This is a genomic window from Nocardia vinacea (assembly GCF_035920345.1).
Lineage (GTDB): Bacteria > Actinomycetota > Actinomycetes > Mycobacteriales > Mycobacteriaceae > Nocardia > Nocardia vinacea_A.
The window spans coordinates 1,262,000-1,280,971 of the sequence record NZ_CP109149.1 but is presented as its reverse complement, the minus strand read 5'-3'; the positions used below and the strand labels follow the sequence as shown (position 1 = coordinate 1,280,971).

At 65.9% G+C, this 18,972-nt stretch carries 20 protein-coding genes; 5 read left to right on the top strand and 15 right to left on the bottom strand.

Features of this window, described 5'->3' with window-relative positions; translation table 11 throughout:
* Positions 1–26 precede the first annotated feature (26 nt).
* Both OIE68_RS06095 and OIE68_RS06090 read right to left on the bottom strand, forming a co-directional pair.
* Positions 27–857 carry an SDR family oxidoreductase gene (locus OIE68_RS06095; RefSeq protein WP_327098410.1) on the bottom strand — a complete coding sequence of 277 codons (831 nt, stop codon included), beginning with the start codon at positions 855–857 and terminating at the stop codon, positions 27–29.
* A gap of 42 nt (positions 858–899) precedes the next feature.
* The gene (locus OIE68_RS06090; protein WP_327098409.1) at positions 900–2,471 is read right to left on the bottom strand and encodes a succinic semialdehyde dehydrogenase; all 1,572 of its coding nucleotides are present in this window, start codon (positions 2,469–2,471) and stop codon (positions 900–902) included.
* A 164-nt stretch (positions 2,472–2,635) separates the two neighbouring features.
* Between OIE68_RS06090 and OIE68_RS06085 the strand changes: the two genes are divergently transcribed.
* Positions 2,636–3,331: a TetR/AcrR family transcriptional regulator gene (locus tag OIE68_RS06085; protein ID WP_327098408.1), complete on the top strand. Its 696-nt coding sequence runs from the start codon at positions 2,636–2,638 to the stop codon at positions 3,329–3,331.
* A gap of 2 nt (positions 3,332–3,333) precedes the next feature.
* Here the strand turns inward: OIE68_RS06085 and OIE68_RS06080 are convergent, their stop codons facing one another.
* Both OIE68_RS06080 and OIE68_RS06075 read right to left on the bottom strand, forming a co-directional pair.
* Positions 3,334–4,404 carry a PDR/VanB family oxidoreductase gene (locus OIE68_RS06080; protein ID WP_327098407.1) on the bottom strand — a complete coding sequence of 357 codons (1,071 nt, stop codon included), beginning with the start codon at positions 4,402–4,404 and terminating at the stop codon, positions 3,334–3,336.
* Positions 4,401–5,345: a metal-dependent hydrolase gene (locus OIE68_RS06075; RefSeq protein WP_327098406.1), complete on the bottom strand. Its 945-nt coding sequence runs from the start codon at positions 5,343–5,345 to the stop codon at positions 4,401–4,403. The genes OIE68_RS06080 and OIE68_RS06075 overlap by 4 nt, the downstream gene beginning before the upstream one ends.
* Before the next feature lie 104 nt (positions 5,346–5,449).
* Between OIE68_RS06075 and OIE68_RS06070 the strand changes: the two genes are divergently transcribed.
* Complete coding sequence (locus OIE68_RS06070) at positions 5,450–6,136, top strand: TetR/AcrR family transcriptional regulator (RefSeq protein ID WP_327098405.1); 687 nt, start codon at positions 5,450–5,452, stop codon at positions 6,134–6,136.
* Here the strand turns inward: OIE68_RS06070 and OIE68_RS06065 are convergent.
* Positions 6,133–7,626: an NAD(P)/FAD-dependent oxidoreductase gene (locus OIE68_RS06065; protein ID WP_327098404.1), complete on the bottom strand. Its 1,494-nt coding sequence runs from the start codon at positions 7,624–7,626 to the stop codon at positions 6,133–6,135. The genes OIE68_RS06070 and OIE68_RS06065 overlap by 4 nt on opposite strands.
* A gap of 194 nt (positions 7,627–7,820) precedes the next feature.
* Between OIE68_RS06065 and OIE68_RS06060 the strand changes: the two genes are divergently transcribed.
* Together OIE68_RS06060 and OIE68_RS06055 are read left to right on the top strand one after the other, a co-directional pair.
* On the top strand, positions 7,821–8,210 hold the full coding sequence (locus tag OIE68_RS06060) for a hypothetical protein (protein ID WP_327098403.1): 390 nt from the start codon (positions 7,821–7,823) through the stop codon (positions 8,208–8,210).
* Complete coding sequence (locus tag OIE68_RS06055) at positions 8,207–8,788, top strand: DUF3558 domain-containing protein (RefSeq protein WP_327098402.1); 582 nt, start codon at positions 8,207–8,209, stop codon at positions 8,786–8,788. The genes OIE68_RS06060 and OIE68_RS06055 overlap by 4 nt, the downstream gene beginning before the upstream one ends.
* Positions 8,789–8,815: 27 nt before the next feature.
* On the opposite strand, the gene OIE68_RS06050 is transcribed toward OIE68_RS06055, so the two are convergent.
* Both OIE68_RS06050 and OIE68_RS06045 read right to left on the bottom strand, forming a co-directional pair.
* On the bottom strand, positions 8,816–9,406 hold the full coding sequence (locus tag OIE68_RS06050; RefSeq protein ID WP_327098401.1) for a DUF2867 domain-containing protein: 591 nt from the start codon (positions 9,404–9,406) through the stop codon (positions 8,816–8,818).
* 23 nt (positions 9,407–9,429) lie between these two features.
* A complete protein-coding gene (locus tag OIE68_RS06045) occupies positions 9,430–9,720 on the bottom strand; it encodes an antibiotic biosynthesis monooxygenase (protein WP_327098400.1) in 291 nt (96 codons plus the stop codon).
* Positions 9,721–9,860: 140 nt separating this feature from the next.
* Between OIE68_RS06045 and OIE68_RS06040 the strand changes: the two genes are divergently transcribed.
* A complete protein-coding gene (locus OIE68_RS06040; protein ID WP_327098399.1) occupies positions 9,861–10,424 on the top strand; it encodes a TetR/AcrR family transcriptional regulator in 564 nt (187 codons plus the stop codon).
* Between the two features lie 2 nt (positions 10,425–10,426).
* On the opposite strand, the gene OIE68_RS06035 is transcribed toward OIE68_RS06040, so the two are convergent.
* From OIE68_RS06035 to OIE68_RS06000, 8 genes are all read right to left on the bottom strand, one after another.
* Entirely contained in the window at positions 10,427–10,939 is a 513-nt protein-coding gene (locus OIE68_RS06035) for a mycothiol transferase (protein ID WP_327098398.1), read from the bottom strand.
* Positions 10,940–10,986: 47 nt separating this feature from the next.
* A complete protein-coding gene (locus OIE68_RS06030) occupies positions 10,987–11,499 on the bottom strand; it encodes a methylated-DNA--[protein]-cysteine S-methyltransferase (protein WP_327098397.1) in 513 nt (170 codons plus the stop codon).
* Positions 11,500–11,561: 62 nt separating this feature from the next.
* On the bottom strand, positions 11,562–11,816 hold the full coding sequence (locus OIE68_RS06025; RefSeq protein ID WP_327098396.1) for an Ada metal-binding domain-containing protein: 255 nt from the start codon (positions 11,814–11,816) through the stop codon (positions 11,562–11,564).
* 1 nt (position 11,817) lies between these two features.
* Positions 11,818–12,537 carry a 2OG-Fe(II) oxygenase gene (locus tag OIE68_RS06020; RefSeq protein WP_327098395.1) on the bottom strand — a complete coding sequence of 240 codons (720 nt, stop codon included), beginning with the start codon at positions 12,535–12,537 and terminating at the stop codon, positions 11,818–11,820.
* An 11-nt stretch (positions 12,538–12,548) separates the two neighbouring features.
* Entirely contained in the window at positions 12,549–13,163 is a 615-nt protein-coding gene (locus OIE68_RS06015) for a methylated-DNA--[protein]-cysteine S-methyltransferase (protein WP_327101586.1), read from the bottom strand.
* A complete protein-coding gene (locus OIE68_RS06010; protein ID WP_327098394.1) occupies positions 13,163–13,642 on the bottom strand; it encodes a sigma-70 family RNA polymerase sigma factor in 480 nt (159 codons plus the stop codon). Before OIE68_RS06010 ends, OIE68_RS06015 begins: the two co-directional genes overlap by 1 nt.
* Positions 13,643–13,691: 49 nt before the next feature.
* On the bottom strand, positions 13,692–15,572 hold the full coding sequence (gene recD / locus OIE68_RS06005) for an exodeoxyribonuclease V subunit alpha (RefSeq protein WP_327098393.1): 1,881 nt from the start codon (positions 15,570–15,572) through the stop codon (positions 13,692–13,694).
* Positions 15,572–18,919 carry a UvrD-helicase domain-containing protein gene (locus OIE68_RS06000; RefSeq protein ID WP_327098392.1) on the bottom strand — a complete coding sequence of 1,116 codons (3,348 nt, stop codon included), beginning with the start codon at positions 18,917–18,919 and terminating at the stop codon, positions 15,572–15,574. The genes recD and OIE68_RS06000 overlap by 1 nt, the downstream gene beginning before the upstream one ends.
* Between the last annotated feature and the right edge of the window lie 53 nt (positions 18,920–18,972).

Genomic DNA, 18,972 nt, shown 5'->3' with positions numbered 1-18,972 from the left:
CGCCGATGAAATCGACATGGAGGCCGCTACTTCTTGCGACCGGTGAACTCGTCCATCGAGTGGTACACGCCAACCGAATTCAGGAACAGATCGCGCAGTTTGATCGGCAGCAGACCGGAGAGCGCCTTGTTGAGCCGGGATGTCCACGGCAGGATCACCAAGGCAGTGCCCGCTTTCATTTCGCGCCACGAGGCGTCGACGACATCGTCCTGTTCGAGAATCGGTGTGAACAGGAAACCCTTTGCGCCATTGAACATTCCGGTATTGATGTAGGTCGGACAGACCGTGGTGATCTGCACATGGTCGTGGCCCGCCTGTTCCAGCTCGATGCGCACCGAATCCGACCAGCCCAGCGCCGCCCACTTCGAGGCCGCGTACACGCTCATGCGCGGATTGGAAACCAGACCCGCCGAGGACGCGATGGTCATGACCCGCGCTGTACCCGTGCCGCGCACCATCGCGGGCAGGAATTCGAGCGTAATGTACATCGGCGCAAGGGAATTGATCGCCATCGTCTTATCGATATCGGCACGATCGGTGGTCTCCCAGAAGTAGCTGTTGCCGCGTACGATGCCCGCATTGTTGATCAGGATGTCGATATCGCCGACATCGGCACGCACCGCCGCCGCGGCCTCGCTGATGGCGTCCTGCGCGGACACGTCGACCACATAGTGATGGATGGCGACGCCGCGACCGGACAACTCGACCGCGGTCTCCTTCAGCGCGGTTTCGTTGATATCCCACAGCACCACCGCGGCCGCACCCTCACGCACCGCACGCTCGGCGAACAGCTTGCCCAGGCCCATTGCCGCGCCCGTGACCAGGACCTTCTTATCGGCTACCGTGTCCAGTTTCATTCGTCCTCATCCTGATTTCGTCGTGAATAGCTTTTGGCGCAACTACTTTTGGCGCAGCGCCTTCATGACGCCGAAATACAGCGTCATGGTCTTCGCCCACAGTTCCTCGGACATGCCGGGCAGCGGTGCGATCGGGAGCATCCGCTGCACCGCGATCGTCTGGGTGTCGATGTACTTCAACAAGCCCTCTGGACCGTGCCGACGCCCGGTGCCCGAAATGCCGAGCCCGCCCGATGGCGCGTCCGCGCTACCCCAGGCCGCGATGAAGCCCTCGTTCACATTCACCGAACCCGCATTGATGCGCGCGGCTACCTGACGACCTCGATCGACATCCTTGGTCCAGACACTCGCATTGAGCCCGTACGCGGTGTCATTGGCCTGTTCGACCGCCTCGCCGTCGCTGCCGACTCGATAGATCGATACCACCGGCCCGAAGGTCTCCTCGCGATACACCGTCATGCCGGGCCGCACCCCGGTCAGCACGGTCGGCTCGTAGAAGTACGGTCCGAGATCGGGACGCGCCTTACCGCCTGCCAGCACCGTCGCGCCCTTCGCGACGGCATCGTCGACATGTGCACTGACGGTGTCCAATTGGCGCTGGAACGTCAAAGACCCCATATCACTGGCGTAATCGAGCGCACCGCCCAATTCGATCGCCCGCACATGCTCGATGAATTCGCCGACAAACTGGTCATAGACCTTGTCGTGCACATAGATTCGCTCCATCGACTCGCACAGCTGCCCCGCCGAGGCGAAGCAGGCCCGAATCGCGATCTTGGCCGCCCTGGACACATCCGCATCGGCCAGCACCAGCAGCGGGTTCTTGCCGCCGAGTTCGAGCGAATATCCGATGAGCCGCTCTCCGGCCTGCTGCGCGATGGTCCGGCCGGTCGCACTGGACCCGGTGTAGTCGACATAGTCGGCGCGCGCGATCACCTCACCGCCGATCACCGAACCACGGCCGAGCACCGCCTGCCAGAGTCCGCGCGGCAGCCCGGCGCGCTCGGCGGCATCGATGGCCCATAGCGCGGTCAGCGCGGTCTGGTTATCCGGTCGCGCGACGACGGCGTTTCCGGCAACCAGTGCGGGCAGGGCGTCGGAGACGGCCAGGGCCAGCGGATAGTTCCACGGCGAGATCACCGCGACCACGCCCTTGGGCCGATGCCGCACATCGACCTGGGTCAATACCGGCAGCACACCACGCGGTTTGCGGGTGGCCAACAGCTTGTTCGCGACCGCCGCGTAGTACCTGGCATTGACCGCGACATCCCCGACCTCGTCGAAGGCGTGCGCCCGGGACTTACCGGTCTCGGTCTGCACGATATCGAGGATGGCGTCCTGTTCGGCCAGCACGATGTCGTGGAATTTCCGCAGCACCGCGACCCGCTCGCGCACCGAGCACCGCGCCCACTCCTGCTGCGCGGCGCGCGCGCTCGCGAAGGCGGTCTCGATATCGCCGGTCGAGGACTGCGGCAGGTCCGCGATCTTGTGCCCGGTCGCGGGTGCGAAGACCTCGACCGCGGGGGCGCCGCCCGCGATCGCGCGATCTAGCAGTGGTTGTACCAGGGCCGCGGGCAGGGCCGTCGGTTCGGTCAGCTGGCGGGCGGTCGTCATTGTCGGCCCTCTCCTGGGTCGGGCGCCTGCGCTGGACGAGGCGGTAAGCCGGGTTCAGCTATTTCCTGAACACTGGTGTTAGATTAATGCCGGTGTCACACCTCGTGTCAAGCTGTCGGGTGTGGCACACAGACAGGTCAGGCTTCGAGTTGTGAGGCATCACCATGTCCGCTGACACTTCCCAGACGAATGGCGCGGCCCGCCGGGGCCGACCACCGCAGACCCAGGAGCAGGCCGAGGAGGTCCGCGCCCGCATCGTGCTCGCCACCGCGGCGGTATTCACCCGCGGCGGCTCGCGCGGACTCAGCGTCGCCCAGATCATCGAACAGGCCGGACTGGCCCGACCCACCTTCTACCGTTACTTCGGCAATGCCACCGAACCGCTGCACGTCGTACTGGAGGCATCCAACGACGGCCTCGTCGACGGCATCCGCACGGCACTGACCGGTCCGGACGAGCCGGTCGAGCTCGGCATTCGTCTCATCGACGCCTACCTCGGCTGGGCCCGCGGGCACGGTGCGATGCTGCGCCCACTGTTCGCCGAACTGCACGATCCGGCCTCACCGGTATCGGCCTATCGCGAACGGGCACTGGACGATATCCGCGCGCTGGTGCGCGAAACGTTCACGGAATTGGGCCGCCCGGTCCCCTCACCGCTGGATCTCGATGCGGCCCTGCATGTTTGCGAGTATGTGGTCTATCGCATTTCGGCGGGTACCGCGCCCGGCGCCGAGCCGGACGCGGAAACCGTTGCCGCTGGACGGCTTACCATGATCCGCGTGCTGCTCACCACGCTCGGCACCCGCGCCGATCTCGAATACGCGATGACGCTGCCGGGTATCTTCCCGGCCGCGGAGTGAATCTACAGATCGAGTTCGAGTTCGCCACCGCGAGAACGTGATACGCAGGTGAGCATCGCACTGTTTCGATCGCCGGGTAGTAGCGCCCGGTCCCGGTGCTCGACCTCACCGGCGAGCACACTCGCCCGGCACGTCCCGCAGAAGCCCTGCTGGCACGAGTAGGCGACGCCCGGTACCGCCCGCCGGATCGCGGTCAGCGCGGATTCGTCGGCCGCGACATCGACCTCGGTTTCGCTGCGGCGCAATCGAATACGGAACGGCGCGCCGTTGCTGACCGGTACCGCCGAGAAGCGCTCGGTATGCAGTGAAGCCGTCGGATCGTGCAACAGCAGCACTTTGCGCGCGGCTTCCGCCAATGCCGGTGGTCCGCAGACATATACCGCGGCACCGGTCGGCGTCTGTTCGAAGATCATCCGCGGATCCGGCACCCCGAACTCGTCATCGGGTCGTACCACCACATCACCACCGGTGAAGTGGGCGAGCTCGTACAGGAACGGCATCCGCGCCCGCGAGCGCCCGAAATACATGAGCCGCCACGGTATTCCGGCACGTTCGGTGGCGGTGACCATCGGCAGAATCGGCGTGATCCCGATACCGCCCGCCACGAAGAAATACTCCGGTGCGTCGATGAGCGGGAACGCATTGCGCGGGCCCCGCACCCACAGTCGGTCGCCGACGCGCAGCTGCTCGTGGATCTCGCGGGAACAACCGTCGCCATCGGCGATGTACCGCACCGCGATTCGGTAGCAGCTGCGATCCTCCGGGTCGCTGTTCAGCGAATACTGCCGCTGCCGACCCGAGGGCAGGAATACATCGATATGGGCGCCTGGCGTCCAGGCGGGCAGATCCGCGCCGCCTGGATCGCACAGGGTCAGGCTGACCACCTCGTCGGCCTCGACCTCGATTCCGATGATCGCCAGCTCGAAATCGAAACCGGTGCGCCGCACCGGCTGCGGCCGCGAAAGCAGCTGCGCCGCTTTCCCTTCGGTGAATACCCGCTTGTAGGTGTCCACCGCCGACGCGATCATCCGCAGCCCGGCTCCCGGCCGGAACTGCTCCTCCACGGCGGTCATGACTCCGCCTCGCTGGCGCTCGGCTCCGTCACGCCCGCCTGGGCGACTGTGTTCATGGTTCCCTCGCTGCGCTCGGTCACTGCGCGTGCCGCCGGCGACTGCGCGAGGTAGCGCAGTGCGTTATCCATCGGACCGAGTTGGGAGGGATGGAATCCCGGCCGCAGGTACCGCGGAATCTCGGTCAAGAAGGTGGTGAAGTTCGGGACCACACCGCGCAGCGAGGCGCTGGCCATCTGTAGCGGCCACCATCGGCCCTTATTCGGCGATGGGTCCCGCTGGAAGAGGTAGGCACTCGAAATCACGAACAGCGCGAGCAATCCCGAACTGGCGATCAACGCCTGACGCGCCTTGCGGGCATAGCCACCGTCGAGATGCATGTACGCGTCGTAGACCACGCTGCGATGTTCGACCTCCTCGGCGCCGTGCCAGCGAACGAGATCCAGCATTGCCGGATGCATCCCCTTGGCCGCCAATTTGTCATTGGTGAGCAGCCATTCGCCGATGACGGCGGTGTAGTGCTCCATCCCCGCGAACAGGGCCAGTCGCTCGCACAGCCATTCGTGTCTGGCCCGGCCGGACAGTCCGTGGTCGCCGAGCAGCCGATCGATCAGCCAGGCGACGCGATCCACCATCGGGCCGACCTCGAGTCCGAGGCTTTCCAATTGCCGGCGGGCCTTTTCGTGAGAACCGGCGTGCATCGTCTCCTGACCGATGAAGCCACGGACCTCTTCCCGCAATCGCTCATCGTCGATCTGCGGTAAGGCCTCGGCCAGCGCCTGCGCCATGGCCCGCTCGCCTTCAGGGAGCACCAGGTGCATCACATTGATGATGTGGGTGGCCATGACTTCGCCGGGGATGTAGTGCATCGGCACCGAATCGAAATCGAAGCTGACGTCCCGCGCGTTGATGGCATGAGCCTGATCGGCGTAAGCAGTGCCCATCTGATGGTCCTCACGTCTGGTCCCTGGACAATCAATGTATTGCCGACATCAAATGCTGTCAACATCACATGATGTCAACTTCCCGACTATGGGAGGATCGGGCCATGAACGACGCCGTTTCCGATGGATCGATACCGGGTATGCGCCGCTGGCGCGGCACGCCCCCGGCCGACCGAATCGCCGCGCGCCGCGAACAGCTCATCGAGGCCGCCATCGAGTTGATGGCCACGATCGGAGCCTCCGACATCTCCATGCGCGGGGTCTGCAGGCAGGCCGGACTCACCGAGCGCTACTTCTACGAGAGCTTCCCGAGTCTGGACAAACTGCTCACCGCGGCATTGGAAGCGGTCGTTCTCGGCGCGCAGGAACGCCTGCTCGCGGCACTGGCCACCGCACCACCCGAACCGCAAAAACTATTTCGCCATGCCATTTCGGCATTCACCGATTATCTGGTCGAGGATCGCCGCCGCGGCCAGATCATGTTCGTGGAATCACAGGCCACCCGGGTACTCGGCGACCGAGGCAATGAGCTCATCGAACTGTTCACCGCCCCGATCGCGCTCACGATCGGGTTGGCTGCCGACAGTCCACAGACCCCACCGGACCAGTACGAGAACAGCCTCAACTCGAACGCCATTTTCGGCGCGATGGCGTATATGTACCGCCCGTGGCTGGACGGCACCATCGATATTCCACGCGAACGGTTCGACGACCACGCGACCAGCGTGTTGCGCAATATCTCGGCCGCGCGGTCGTCCGAGCCGCCCGCAGGTGCACTGAGCAGCCGTTAGCCCTGTGTGGATACCGGATCCCGATCCCGCGTCCGTTCGAACACCATCGCGCGATCGGTGATCTTGCCGTGGCGCAGCGTGACCAGATCACGTAGGTAATTCATGCGTAGGCGCCACGGCGCCTTGGTGCCCTGGATCGGGAATTGGCTGGCGGCGCGCTGGACATAACCCGGATTGAAATTCAGGAATAGCGACGCCGCGCCGACGGACGGATCGCGCACCGGCGTGCAGCGGGCATATCCGTTGCCGTACATGTGGCGTAGTAGCCGAACGACATACTCGCACACCAGATCCGCCTTCAGTGTCCAGGAGGCGTTGGTGTATCCGATGATGTACGCGAAATTCGGCACATCCGACAGCATCATGGCCTTGTAGGCCATATGTTGCGCGAGGTGCACCGCCTGTCCGTCGACGGTGAGTTCGATGCCACCGAAGGCGAGCAGATTCAAACCCGTTGCGGTGATGACGATGTCGGCATCGAGGGTCGCACCGGAGGCGAGGGCCAAGCCCGTCTCGGTGAATGTCTCGACCTTATCGGTCACGACATCCAATCGCCCCTTGCGGATCGCGCGGAAGAAATCGCCATTGGGGGCCAAGCACAGTCGCTGATCCCAGGGGTTGTAGGTCGGGGTGAAATGGGTATCGATGTCGTAGCCCTCGGGCAGCCAGCGCCGCTGCCAGCCCTTGATCCGCTTGCGCATGTATTGCGGATACCGTTGGCTCAGTTGGTAGATCACGGTTGCCAGCGCCACATTTTCGGCCCTGGCCACCGCGTAGGCGGCGCGGGTCGGCAGGAATTTGCGCGCCTTGACGGCGAGGTCGTCGCGGGCTGGTGCGGAGATGATGTAGCTCGGTGAGCGTTGCAGCATCGTCACGTGCGCGCCCTGGTCGGTCAGTGCCGGTCCCAGCGTGACCGCGGTCGCGCCGCTGCCGATCAGCACCACACGCTTGCCCGCGACATCCAGATCGCGCGGCCAGTGCTGCGGGTGGATGATCGGCCCGGCGAAACGCTCGGTACCCGCGAATTCCGGGGTGTAGCCCTCGTCATAGCGGTAGTAACCGGAGCAGCACAACAGGAATCCGGCTGTGAGAGTGACGGTTTCGCCGGTATCGGTGCGTTCGGCGCGCACCGTCCACCGGTTTTCCTCCGATGACCATTCGGCGCCGACGACCCGATGATGGAAGCGGATATGGCGGTCGATCCCGCTCTCGGCGGCCGTGGCACGCACATAGTCGAGGATGTCCGCGCCGTCGGCGATCGAATACTCCCCCAGCCACGGACGGAAGCGGTAGCCGAGGGTGTACATATCGGAATCGGAGCGAATTCCCGGATAGCGGAACAGATCCCAGGTGCCGCCGATCGCGTCGCGGCTCTCCAGAATCGTGTAGCTCTTCTCCGGGAAGGCTCGCCGCAGGTGATACGCCGCGCCTATGCCGGACAGTCCGGCACCGACAATGAGCACATCGACGTGCTCGCCAGCGATCCTCATCGATCTCGTCCTCCGATATTCGACGGCGCGATTCGCACCGACTTCACCCTCCAGCCTATCCGTTGCGGTTTGGTCGAGGACCGTGCAGCCGGAGTCGGCGAAAACGCCCGGTTTCGCGGATCTGTGTTTCGATGGAACCGTTTCGTCGGCGCGTGCGTCTCTATGATCAGACGGGACTAGTGGAAGGGGCCGCTATGGCTGTTGACAGCCCGTTCGGCGGGTATATCGAGGATGCGAAGACCGGGGCGCTGAAGGTGCGGATGGAACCGCAGGCGTTTCTGGATATCGACGCGGCCTGCCAGAACTTGATCGACGAGCTTACGGTCGCGCAATACGATGCCCGGTCGCTCGGCGAGAAAGAGTCCTGGGGACTCGGCGAGAACAATCCCCGACTCACTTCCGCCATCGAGCTGGTGAAGTTGTTCCGGGAGAAGGCCTTCGGCGGCCCGAACAACGCCTATGACACCGTCGGTGACTATATAACGGTCGCCACCGAGATCCAGAACCTGTTCAAAACCATCCGCGACGCCTACGAGCAGACCGACGCCGAGTTCGCTCGTCAGCTGCGCGAGATCCGCGTATGAGCGAGCGATCGCCACGTCATCGGCGGTTGGCCGGTGCGGCGGTGCCGGTAGCAGTGCTGGCACTTGTCACCGCATGCACCAGCGACAAGGGTTCAGCGACCCCCGAGAGCACCACCCCGGCCGCCTCGTCCTCAGCGGCCGGATCGACCAGCGCGGCCGCGACCGCGTTCGATCCCTGCACCGCGTTGACGCCGCAATTTCTGGCTCAGCATCAATGGGATGCCCGAGCTCCAGAGCACAAGCAAACCACCACCGGTGCGTTCACCTGGAAAGGTTGTGCCTACCTGGCACAGGCGCGTTACACCTTCGGCGTCCAGACGACCAACGGAACCCTCGCCCAGGTACGCGAAAAGTTCCCCGCCGCAACCGAACTCACCATCGACGGCCGCAAGGCCCTGCGCTACGAGGCCCGCCCCGACGTCCCCGGCGGTTGCACCGTCAATATCGATATGAAATCCGGCTCCCTCTACATCCTCGTAGACGACCCCCGCGGCCTACATCCCCGCAAACTCTCCCCTTGCGATAACGTCACCGAGATCGCCGAATCCGTCGTCCCACTGCTCCCCCAAGGCAGCTGACAGGTTATTACTCCGGGGCGAATCCGGTTATCCCGCAACCGGATCGCCCGAAGCTCGCCACCCGCGTTCGATACCGCGCATCAGCGCCGGATATACCAGCAGATGGCGGAACGGCAGGATTCCGGCCATATAGAGCTTGCCGAGTGCGCCGTTCGGTTTGACCAGCACGGCCATCTGTCCGCGGTAGCCGCCGATTTCGTCGCGGACCCATCCGATATGCATTAGGCCGTGCATGGTTCGGTTGGCGATCTCGGCGGCCCATTCGGTGTCGGTCAGGTAGACCGAACGGAACGGCGCACCCTCGAACGCTGGTCCACGCACATCGCGGAGATCAGCGGGCAACCGGTCACGCAGCGACGGTACGCGCGCCTCGATACCCGCATCGGCCTTATCCCAGCCGAGGAGCGCACCGAGCTTCCAGCGGATCGCGAACAGCAGTCGGTAGACGACGGAGAATTCACTCGAGTTGTTACCCGAGGTCACCTGCCGAACCAGCCGCGGAAAGTCGTCCGGACCGCCCGGCGTCGGCAATGCCCAGACATCCTCGACCCGGAAATCGGGCGCTATGTCATGGATCCGCCATGGCCGAGACGTGTGCGCGGAATTCAGTAGTCGCATTGCCCCATCCATATCCGAGGCCGTCACCGGGACGCGAGCTCGAAGATCTGGCGCGGCCGGTGTTCGCGCTCGTCGAAGGCGACGTCCACATCAGCCGCCGCGACGGCCGCGAAGGACGCCGCGAATGCCTCGTCGGATTCCCACTGTCCGGTGGAGACGACCGCATCATCATCACCGTCGGTGGTAACCCAGCAGTCCGCGGACAGGCATCCGGGCACCGATCGCAGCACCGCGCCGACCTTGTGGACCCGGGCGACGAAGTCGTCGAAATCCTCGGGTCGTGGGTAGTGGAATGCGACGAATCCGACCGTCATGACGGTCCCCTCTCGTTGGTGAGGACAGCGTTGCCCTCGCAATTCGCGGATGTACCAACGGCTTTCAAATATACGGTGCCGTATACTTCGATCGTAGCCAGCGCTGCGCCGGTGTCAACACCGTCCGCGATACTGAAGGTATGGTTGCCGTCACTCGCACCCCACGAAGCAGCTGGATCGAGCAGGGTCTGCTGGCGCTGTCGACCGGCGGTCCCGATGCTGTCCGCATCGAGAGCCTCGCGCAGGCGCTCGGTGTCACCAAGGGGGGCTTCTATGGGCACTTCGCCGACCGCAACGCATTGCTGGCGGAAATGCTCGATACGTGGGAGCGCGAGAGCACCGATGAGGTTCGTGCGCAGGTAGAGAGCGAGGGCGGCGACCCACGGACCAAGATCCGGCGCGCGGGCCTGCTCACCTTCTCCGACGAGCGCCTGCCCATCGACCTCGCCGTGCGCGACTGGGCCCGCCGCGATCCGGCGGTCGCCGAACGGCTACGTCGGGTGGACAACCACCGGATGGAGTACGCGCGCGAGCTGTTCGGCAAGATCTGCTCGGATCCGGACGAAATCGAGGCCCGCGCGTTGCTCGCATTCTGTTTGGCGGTCGGCAAACACTTCCTCGCCGCCGACCACAACGAGCGCACCCGGCTCGAGGTGGTCGTGCGCGCCGCGGACCTACTGTTCGGTGATGTGCCGGAGCACTGAAACTACCTGCGGCGCAGCAGAACTCCGCGAATGAAGGCGGCCTGGCCTGCGTGCTGGATATCGTCGTCCACAACGCTGATCAGCCGCACACCCAGGGTGACCGGCGGATCCCAGCGGATGTCGACGATGCGGGGCAGGTCGGCATCGGTGAGTCCGGTTACGTAGTCGATCGTCTGCGTGTGCACGGCGTCGTAGTAGCCCAACAGCAGCTCGGCGGAGATACCGCCGAGTTCGGCGACCTCCCCGGCGCGGTGCCCATAGCCGGTCGCCTCATCGGCGAACGGCAGGTCGAACCGTTTGGCCCAGCCCGCCGCCGTCCACACCTGTTCCAGCCCCGCCACGTCCGCGACGTGGTCGTCCTGCACCCGTGTCAGATGCCAGATCAGCCAGGCGATGGAGTTGGCGTCCGGATCGATCAGCGCCGCCAGCTCGTCCTGTCCGAGTCCCTCGACCGCGCCGCGCACATTCTCCCGCACCCGTCCGAAGGCATCGGCCAACAACTCAGCGCTCGTCATGACCTCATGCAAGCACAGAGTCGCCGCCGATATTCCCGATCGCGCCCTTATCCGCCCAGCGGCAGCACGAGGTCGGCCGATTCGAGGTCGATCAGGGCTCGTTTGGCGGGCAGCCCACCCGCATACCCGGTCAGGGATCCATCGGCCCCGAGCACGCGGTGGCACGGGAGCAGGAGCAGCAGGCGGTTGCGTGCCAGCGCGGCGCCGATCTTGCGGGCGTCGGCGGGGGTGCGGCCGAGTTGCCGGGTCAGGGCACCGTAGGTGGTTGTCCGGCCGTATCCCGTGGTCGCCTCGAGCATATGCAGAACCTCTCGATCGAACGCGCTCATATCCGTCAGATCCATCGGCACTGTGAACTGCCGGCGTTCGCCGGTGAGGTATTCGTCGATTTGGTCTGCGGCGGTCTCCAGATGCTCACGCGCCGTGGAATTCTCGCCGGTTGATTCGGTCGGCAACTCATCGGTGAACGCAACCAGGGTGACGCCGACCTGGTTCGCTTCGATCAACAGATTGCCCAGTGTCGAGCCGTGCACCAGTCGTGCGATGGCGGTATCGGACATCATGTCGCTCCTCTCTATCGAGCCTTCATCAGGTAGACGCTCTCCAGCACCGAAACGTGAGATCATCTGCCGGAGCGGGCTTTCCATGCCGCATACGCGGCGGGCAGGCAGATCGCGCACGGTCGGTAACCGGCGGCGATAGCGGTTTGTTCGTCGGCAAAGAAGACACGGTGGGCGCGGTAGTGGCCGCGCGCCAAGGCCCGCACGGCCGAGGGGCAGTCGAGGCGGCCGTACAGCTTCCCGCGCCGGTGACCGCCGTATCGGCCCGGGGTGGGGCTGGGATACGGGCGGCCGTCGGCGCCGGTCAGGGTGTACATCTCATACGGCGTCGTGCAGGACCAGGCCCAGGGTGTGTCGGTGGCCGCTGCGAATTCGACTGACGCCGTGGCGAATCGGAGCACGGGACCAACCGCGCGACGATGGGGTCGGCCGATCTCGGGTGGTGAAGACGAGTGCGTGGCCCTGTTCCAGGATGGTGACCGTCGGCTTGGATTGCGCGCGGGGGCGTTGTTCGACCAGGAGGAATTCACCGCCGGTGTGGTCGATGCCGGGGCGGTCCAGGCCGATCACGACTTGCAGCGGGAAGACGAGCTCGCCGTAGAGGTCCCGGTGCAGCGCGTTCCAGTCACCTTCGGTGTAGCGCAGCAGAATCGGCGTCGGCTTTGCCTGCCCGGCGGCATGGCAGGCGGCGAGCCAATCGTCGAAATCGTCGGGCCATGGCGTAGGGTCGCCGAGTCGGTCGGCCCAGGTGCGGGCGATGGGCAGTAATTTGCGGTAGAAAGCCCTGCGCAGCCGCATGATCGGTGTGGGGACCGGATCGGCGAAGTACCGGTAGGTGCCCTGACCGAATCGATAGCGGGCCATATCGATCGTCGACCGGAAGCGGTCCAGATCCGCCCACATGGCGGCGAATTCGGCGCACTCGTCCGGGCTCAGCAGCGGGCCGGTCTGGGCGCAGCCGTAGGCGTCGATCTCCTCGATCAGATCGTGCCACTGTTGCGCTTCGACTCGTTCCTCCAGTGCGGCAAGGGTTTTCATAATATCTCCTTTCACGCCGCTTCGAGCGTGAGCAGGGTGGTCTTGGCAGTGACGCCGCCGACGTACTGGCCGATCGACCCGTCGCTGCGCACCACGCGATGGCACGGGATGACCAACGGCAGCGGGTTGTGCGCACAGGCCGAGCCGACCGCGCGAACCGCACGCGGATTACCAACGGCCGCCGCGACATCGGCGTAGCTCTCGCGATGCCCGTAGCCGATATCGCTCAGGTGCTCGATCACCTGGCGCCGGAATCCGACGGTCAAACGCAGATCGAGTGGCAGATCGAATTGTGTTCGTGCACCGGTGAAGTACTCGTCGATCTCACGTGCCGCGGTATCTAGACGCGCCGGGGCGGCCAGGACGCGCGGGCTGATGCGCTCGGCGAGTGTAGCGAGCACGGTGTCGTGATTTTCGTTGGGGTAGGCGACCCGCACCAGGCCCACAGGGGTGGCCGCGAGCAGCAAGGTACCAACGGGGGTGTCCAGTGTGCGGTAGGCGACGTCGAGCAGGCCCGCGGCCTGGGCGTCGGCGGCGAGCCGTCGACGCAATCGGGACAGGATCTCGGCGGAGTTCGGGTTCAGGCCGTCGAAGAGGCCGTCCGGATCCCGGTCGATAGTGGCCATCATGTTCGATCCTTTGGGTAGAGCTTGCGCAATGTTTTGAGGCCGTCGGCGGCGGCGCGGCGGGCAGCGTCGGTCGAATTGCCCAGCAGTTGAGCGATCTCGGCGTGTGGTAGTCCCGCCAGGTAGTGGTAGGCCACCGCTTGGCGCTGTTTGGTCGGCAGCGACGCGAGCGCATCCCACAGATCGGGGTCGTAATCGGCCGGGTCGGCATCGCGTGCGGTGCGTTCGGGCAGGGTTTCGGCGGGAACGGGTGCGCGGGTCAGTGCGCGCCCCACATCGATCGCGCGCCGGTGCGCGATGGTGACCAGCCACGCCTCGATATTCGTCTTCGGGTCGAGGTCCGGATAGGCCCGCAGGGCCGACAGAAAAGTCTCCGACCAGGCATCGGCCGCATCCGTCGGACCGAGCACGGCCCGGCACACGCGCAGCACCATCGGGCCGTATTCGGCCACCACTTCCTCGAACGGAGGCAATCTCACGCTGGGTAGACGTCGGTGGCGCGGAAAACGTGAGATTCCCAGGTCAGGCTCACTGCGGCTCCGGGGTGCGCGACAGGCCGCTGGCACGCAGGACGCGGCGGTCGATGGCGGCGCGGATGGAGTCGTCGGTGCCGATGATGCGCACGTGGCGGCGGGCGCGGGTAATGGCCGTGTACAGCAGTTCCCTGGTGAGCAGGGTGGATTCGGGTTCGGGCAGGACGACCGAGACGGTGTCGTACTGGCTGCCCTGGCTGCGGTGGATGGTCATGGCGAAGACCGTGACCACGGCCGGAAATTGCGTCGGGTGCACCAGATAGGGTTCGCTGCCGCGCTGCAGGGCCGCACGCAACGAACCGTCGGGCATACGCACAATGACGCCGGTATCGCCGTTGTAGATGCGCGCCTCGTGGTCGTTGGCGGTGACCAGCAGGGGTTGACCCGGATACCACGGTGCCTGGTGCGAGTCCGGCCCCGCGCCACCGGCCGCGGCCCATTCGCCGGCCATGCGGTCCCAGCGTTCGACGCCGAAGGGACCTTGGCGGTGCGCGCACAGGAGGCGGTGGGATTCGAGGGCGGTCAGTGCGGCCGCGGCATCGCCGTCCAGGGCGGCCGCGGTGACCTCGCGGGCGGCGCGCACCACATCGGCGCGGACGGCTGGGGTGTCCTCGGGAGTACAGAGTGAGAGTTCTTCACCGCCCGCCCGCAGCAGTGCGAGTGCGGTCTCGACATCACCCGCGCGGACCGCGACGGCGAGTTCGGCGATCTTGCCCCCGAAGCGGCGGCCACGGGTCAGCCGGACGATGCCGCCGCGCAGCCGGATTCGCTCCAGATCGGTCAGCGCCTCCGGATTACCGTCGACTGCAATGGATTCCGCACCGAGCACCTGTTCCAGAACCGGATTCGGTTCGCCGACAACGGGTCCGGCGACGAGATCGGCGAGTACCGCGCCCGCGTCGACCGAGGCGAGCTGATCCGGGTCACCGACGAGCACCAGGCGGGTATCCGGGCGCAGTGCGGCCAGCAGACTGCTCATCATGGTCAGCGACACCATGGAGGTCTCGTCGACCACGATCACGTCATAGGGCAGCCGGTTGAATTCGTGGTACCGGAACCGGGTCGCCCGGCCGCGCTGCCAACCGAGCAGACGATGCAAGGTTGCGGCGGTCAGCTCCGGCAGTGCGAGCGATTCAGCCTGTTCGCGTACCGCTTCCTGCAGTCGCGCGGCCGCCTTGCCGGTGGGCGCGGCCATGGCGATGCGCAGTGCGGGCAACTTCGGATGCGCCTGCTGATGCGCGTCGAGCAGAGCCAGGATGCGGGCGATGGTGTGGGTCTTGCCGGTACCCGGCCCGCCCGCCACCACCGTGGTCCAGTGCGTCGCGGCAAGTGCGGCGGCGATCCGCTGGCGGTCCGGGGCCGCACCGACCGGGGCATCGAAGAGCCGGTCGAGTTCGCGGCGCACGATAGCCGGATCCACCTTCGGATGATGTCCGGAACGCTCGGTGAGCACGCGACGGATCGTCTGCTCCTGCTGGTAATAGCGGTCCAGATAGAGCAATGGCCCCGCGACCAGCCGCAACGGCTGCAACGGACCAGCCGGTCCCCCACACACCAGTGGACTGACCCGCAGCGCGGCGACCACCGAATCGATATCCGGCCACGGCAACGTCGCCGGATCGATTCCCGCACCCGCATCCCAGGTTTCATCGGCATCGACGCCGATCTCGCGCATCCGCTGCAGTTCCAGACAGACCGAACCCGAACGCACCGCCCGCACCGCGAGCGCGGCCGCGAACAGCACCTCTTCCGAGGTTTCCCGGCCCATCCGGCCCAATCGGAGAGCGACGTGCACGTCGGCGGCGGAGAGCACACCGGCCTCGTTGAATATGCGCAGCAGCCCGGTTCCCCGCTGCGCCAACTGGATCGACGTCATCAGGCAGCCTCCCCCGCCAGAAGATCGGACAGGGCAACGATCAGCGCGGCCGGCGGATTCCAGTCGAAAACACCACAGCCCGACGGAGTTTCGGGACCGATCATGCCACGGACGAAGAGGTAGCGGGCACCACCGAGATGGCGCGTCGGATCGTAACCGGGCAGCCGCCACCGCAGATAGCGGTGCAGGGCGACCGCGTAGAGCAGGGCCTGCAGCGGGTAGTGCGAGCGCAGCATTTCGGCGGCCATGCGGTCGTGGGTGTAGTGGTCGACGGTGAGATCGCCGGTGCCGAGGCGGTTGGTTTTGTAGTCGACGATAACGAATCGTGGTTGCGCGCCCGGGTTTTCGATGATGCGCAGTACCGCGTCGATACTGCCGGTGAGGTAGCCGCGCAGCGGGGTGTCGTCCAGGGACGCGAGTTGGTCCGCATAGCTGGACAAGGAATCGTCGGCCGGGAGATGGGTTCGCAGCAGATCGGCGATCCGGCGCAGCGTGACCGTATGCGCACCCGGAATGTCACCGCCTGCGAGCGGGAGCTCGAAGTCGAGTTCGTTGAGCCGGTCTCGGGTGGAAATGTCGGCGAGACAACCGAATCCGAGCGGGGTATGCAGCACCGCGAGTAGGGCATTGCCGAGTACCACCGGATCGGCCTCGGCCATCAGCTCGTCGGTGGCCGCACGGCAGCGGGTGTGCACCTCAGTGGCGAGATCCGGTGCGTCGGTATCGATTCGCTCGAGCACACCGTGCACCAAGGTGCCGAATTCGGCGCCGTAGGGCAGCGCATTCATCAGGGACGGGGCCGCACCGGCGATCGCGGGCTCGGTTTCGGCGAGAAGGGGCGTGCCGGGTTCGTCGGACGGGCCGCGGTCGTCCTCGGGTTCGGCCTCGGGAATGGCGGCATCGTGCGCACCTGCCGTCAGTGCCGAATAGGAGGTGCGACGCCACTGCAGGTCCATGGTGCGGGCGAAGTGCGCGGCGGCGACGGCTCCGGTCGGGAGTTCGCTACGCACGCGACGGATCTCGACCGTATCGGTGTGCTCGACGCCTTCCACCGAAATGGCCTCCGGCGCACCGGCGGCCCAGGCCGAAAGCATCGACACCGCAACGGCATCCGCGGGCACCGCCGCCTTACTCGGCACGAGATCCCCACCGTCCGGGCGGCCGAGGACCATCCGATGCAGCGGCGAATTGGCGGTGGTGATCGCGGGTGCCCACCAGGCGACGATTTGGCACATCGCGCGGGTGAGCGCGACATACAGCAACCGCAGTTCCTCACCCGCCTCCTCGGTTTCACTGCGCAGCTTGCGCTCGCCATAGCCGGACGCATCCTGGCCGCCGACATCGAGTACACGAGCGCCGTCGTCGGTGTGGAACAGCAGGGTCTGCGGATACGGGTTCTTCGCATTGTCCCAGGCGAAAGGCAGGTAGACGATGGGGAATTCGAGGCCCTTGCTGGCATGCACGGTGGCGATCTGCACGGCGGCGGCATCGCGATCGAGGCGACGGCTGCGGTCGGCGACCGATCCGGAGGCGGGATCGCGCACGCGGTCGGCCAGCCAGCGGGTCAGCGCGGTGAGGCCGAGACCTTCGCTCAGCGCGACCTGATCCAGCAGCTGCGCGATATGCCGCAGATCGGTCAGCTCCCGTTCGCCGTTCTCGACCGAGAGCAGTCGCTGGGCCAGATTCGCTTCGGCGGAGATCTTTTCGAAGACCGCCGCGAAACCCGCGCGCGCGAACAGCCGGGCCGCCTCCCGCAGTTGGGCGGAAATACGACCGACGAGATCAGCACCACCGCTGTCGATTTCAACCGCCGTCACGCCGAGCAGCGGTGTGCAGGCGGCAAGGCGGACACGGTCGGAGCGATGGGGCTGTTCGAGCGCGCGCAGCAGCCAGAGCCAGTCCGTCGCACTGCTGGTGGCGAAGACGCTGGTGCCACCGGCAAGCACGGAGGCAACCCCGACACGGTCCAAAGCGGTTCGCACCACATCGATTTGAGATCGAGTCCGCACCAGTACCGCGATATCGCCGGGCCCGATCGGCCGCGGTCCGGTCTTAGCCTGGAACAGCGCACCGGACTCGAGCAGCCGCACGATATCCGCCGCGAGATCCTCGGCGACCTTCGCCCGCATGCGCCCGACCGCAGGGAATCCAGACTTGTTCAACGGCCCCGCACCCGTGCGCGGCAGACACCGCATCCGCAGCGGCGTCGTCAGTTCCTCGGGGCCGGACAGTCGCGACCAGCCGCGGGTCGCGGTGACCGGGTAGACCGTGATCTCCTTGTGCCCCAATGCCGCACCGCCCTGCAGATGATCCAGTGCGGCGAGCAGACCCGCATCGCTGCGCCAGTTGTCGGTGAGCTCCTTGCGGGTATCAGCGTGGGCGACAGCGTCGAGATAGCTGAGCACCTCCGCGCCGCGGAACGCGTAGATGGCCTGCTTCGGATCACCGACGAGCACCAAGGTCGAATGCTCGTGGAACGCCAACCGCAAGATGTCCCACTGCAGCGGATCGGTGTCCTGGAATTCGTCGACCAGGGCGACCCGATACCGGTCGCGGATGCGGCGACAGGCCCGCGGCCCGTGCGCCGGATCGACGAGCACATCGTGCAACAGCACCAGCAGATCGTCGAAATCGCGCAGTCCGGCGAGGCGTTTGCGGCGCTCGGTTTCCGCGCGCACCGCGGCGGCGAAGGCGACCCGCTCCCCCGCCGGTCCCTCCCCCTTCGGCACCAATACGGCGTGGCGATCCTGCACCGCCGCCAGCGCCAGCGTATGCGCCTCCTTCAGCGAAAACGGCGGCTCCGCACGGGCATAACGGTTCAGGTACAGGTCATCGGCGACCGTGCCGATCAGATCATCGATCGTCTCGACCAACCGCGACCCGGGATCATGTTCGCCCGCCAAGCCGAGCTCATCGAGCATTCGCTGGCAGAAACTGTGCGTCGTCGCAATCGTCCCGGCATCGAAATCCGAAAGCGCGGTGAGCAATCGCCGACGCCGCAGCAGTACCTCGGCCGAATCCACCTGCGCCAGTAGCCGAATCAGCTCATCGGCATGGGCCCGAGCCGTCTCCGGATCAGCCAGTGCCGCTGCCACCGCGACGAACCGGTCTCGGGTCCGTTCCCGCAGTTCCTGGGTGGCGGCCCGACTGAATGTCACCAGCAATAGCTGCGAAATATCGATCCCGATCTCGGCGACATACCGCACCGCCAACCCGACGATCGCATGCGTCTTACCGGTACCGGCACTCGCCTCGAGCACGGTGGTTCCGGTAGGGAGCGGCCCGGTGGGATCGAATCGGTCGGCGTCCAGCGAGGGCGCTGCGAATGCGGTGTCCTCGATGGTCATCGCCGCCGCCCCTTCCCGTGCCTGGCAAATCCGGTGCTCGCCTCCACCGTCCA

Excerpts from the sequence above, each read along its gene's own strand:
- OIE68_RS06060 (WP_327098403.1), top strand. The coding sequence starts at position 7,821 with ATGGCTGTTGACAGCCCGTTCGGCGGGTATATCGAGGATGCGAAGACC.
- OIE68_RS06055 (WP_327098402.1), top strand. The coding sequence starts at position 8,207 with ATGAGCGAGCGATCGCCACGTCATCGGCGGTTGGCCGGTGCGGCGGTG.
- OIE68_RS06020 (WP_327098395.1), bottom strand. The coding sequence starts at position 12,537 with ATGAAAACCCTTGCCGCACTGGAGGAACGAGTCGAAGCGCAACAGTGG.
- OIE68_RS06035 (WP_327098398.1), bottom strand. The coding sequence starts at position 10,939 with ATGACGAGCGCTGAGTTGTTGGCCGATGCCTTCGGACGGGTGCGGGAG.
- OIE68_RS06045 (WP_327098400.1), bottom strand. The coding sequence starts at position 9,720 with ATGACGGTCGGATTCGTCGCATTCCACTACCCACGACCCGAGGATTTC.
- OIE68_RS06030 (WP_327098397.1), bottom strand. The coding sequence starts at position 11,499 with ATGTCCGATACCGCCATCGCACGACTGGTGCACGGCTCGACACTGGGC.
- OIE68_RS06095 (WP_327098410.1), bottom strand. The coding sequence starts at position 857 with ATGAAACTGGACACGGTAGCCGATAAGAAGGTCCTGGTCACGGGCGCG.
- OIE68_RS06070 (WP_327098405.1), top strand. The coding sequence starts at position 5,450 with ATGAACGACGCCGTTTCCGATGGATCGATACCGGGTATGCGCCGCTGG.
- OIE68_RS06025 (WP_327098396.1), bottom strand. The coding sequence starts at position 11,816 with ATGTACACCCTGACCGGCGCCGACGGCCGCCCGTATCCCAGCCCCACC.
- recD (WP_327098393.1), bottom strand. The coding sequence starts at position 15,572 with ATGACGTCGATCCAGTTGGCGCAGCGGGGAACCGGGCTGCTGCGCATA.
- OIE68_RS06080 (WP_327098407.1), bottom strand. The coding sequence starts at position 4,404 with ATGACCGCCGTGGAGGAGCAGTTCCGGCCGGGAGCCGGGCTGCGGATG.
- OIE68_RS06085 (WP_327098408.1), top strand. The coding sequence starts at position 2,636 with ATGTCCGCTGACACTTCCCAGACGAATGGCGCGGCCCGCCGGGGCCGA.
- OIE68_RS06000 (WP_327098392.1), bottom strand. The coding sequence starts at position 18,919 with ATGACCATCGAGGACACCGCATTCGCAGCGCCCTCGCTGGACGCCGAC.
- OIE68_RS06040 (WP_327098399.1), top strand. The coding sequence starts at position 9,861 with ATGGTTGCCGTCACTCGCACCCCACGAAGCAGCTGGATCGAGCAGGGT.
- OIE68_RS06075 (WP_327098406.1), bottom strand. The coding sequence starts at position 5,345 with ATGGGCACTGCTTACGCCGATCAGGCTCATGCCATCAACGCGCGGGAC.
- OIE68_RS06090 (WP_327098409.1), bottom strand. The coding sequence starts at position 2,471 with ATGACGACCGCCCGCCAGCTGACCGAACCGACGGCCCTGCCCGCGGCC.
- OIE68_RS06015 (WP_327101586.1), bottom strand. The coding sequence starts at position 13,163 with ATGGCCACTATCGACCGGGATCCGGACGGCCTCTTCGACGGCCTGAAC.
- OIE68_RS06050 (WP_327098401.1), bottom strand. The coding sequence starts at position 9,406 with ATGCGACTACTGAATTCCGCGCACACGTCTCGGCCATGGCGGATCCAT.
- OIE68_RS06065 (WP_327098404.1), bottom strand. The coding sequence starts at position 7,626 with ATGAGGATCGCTGGCGAGCACGTCGATGTGCTCATTGTCGGTGCCGGA.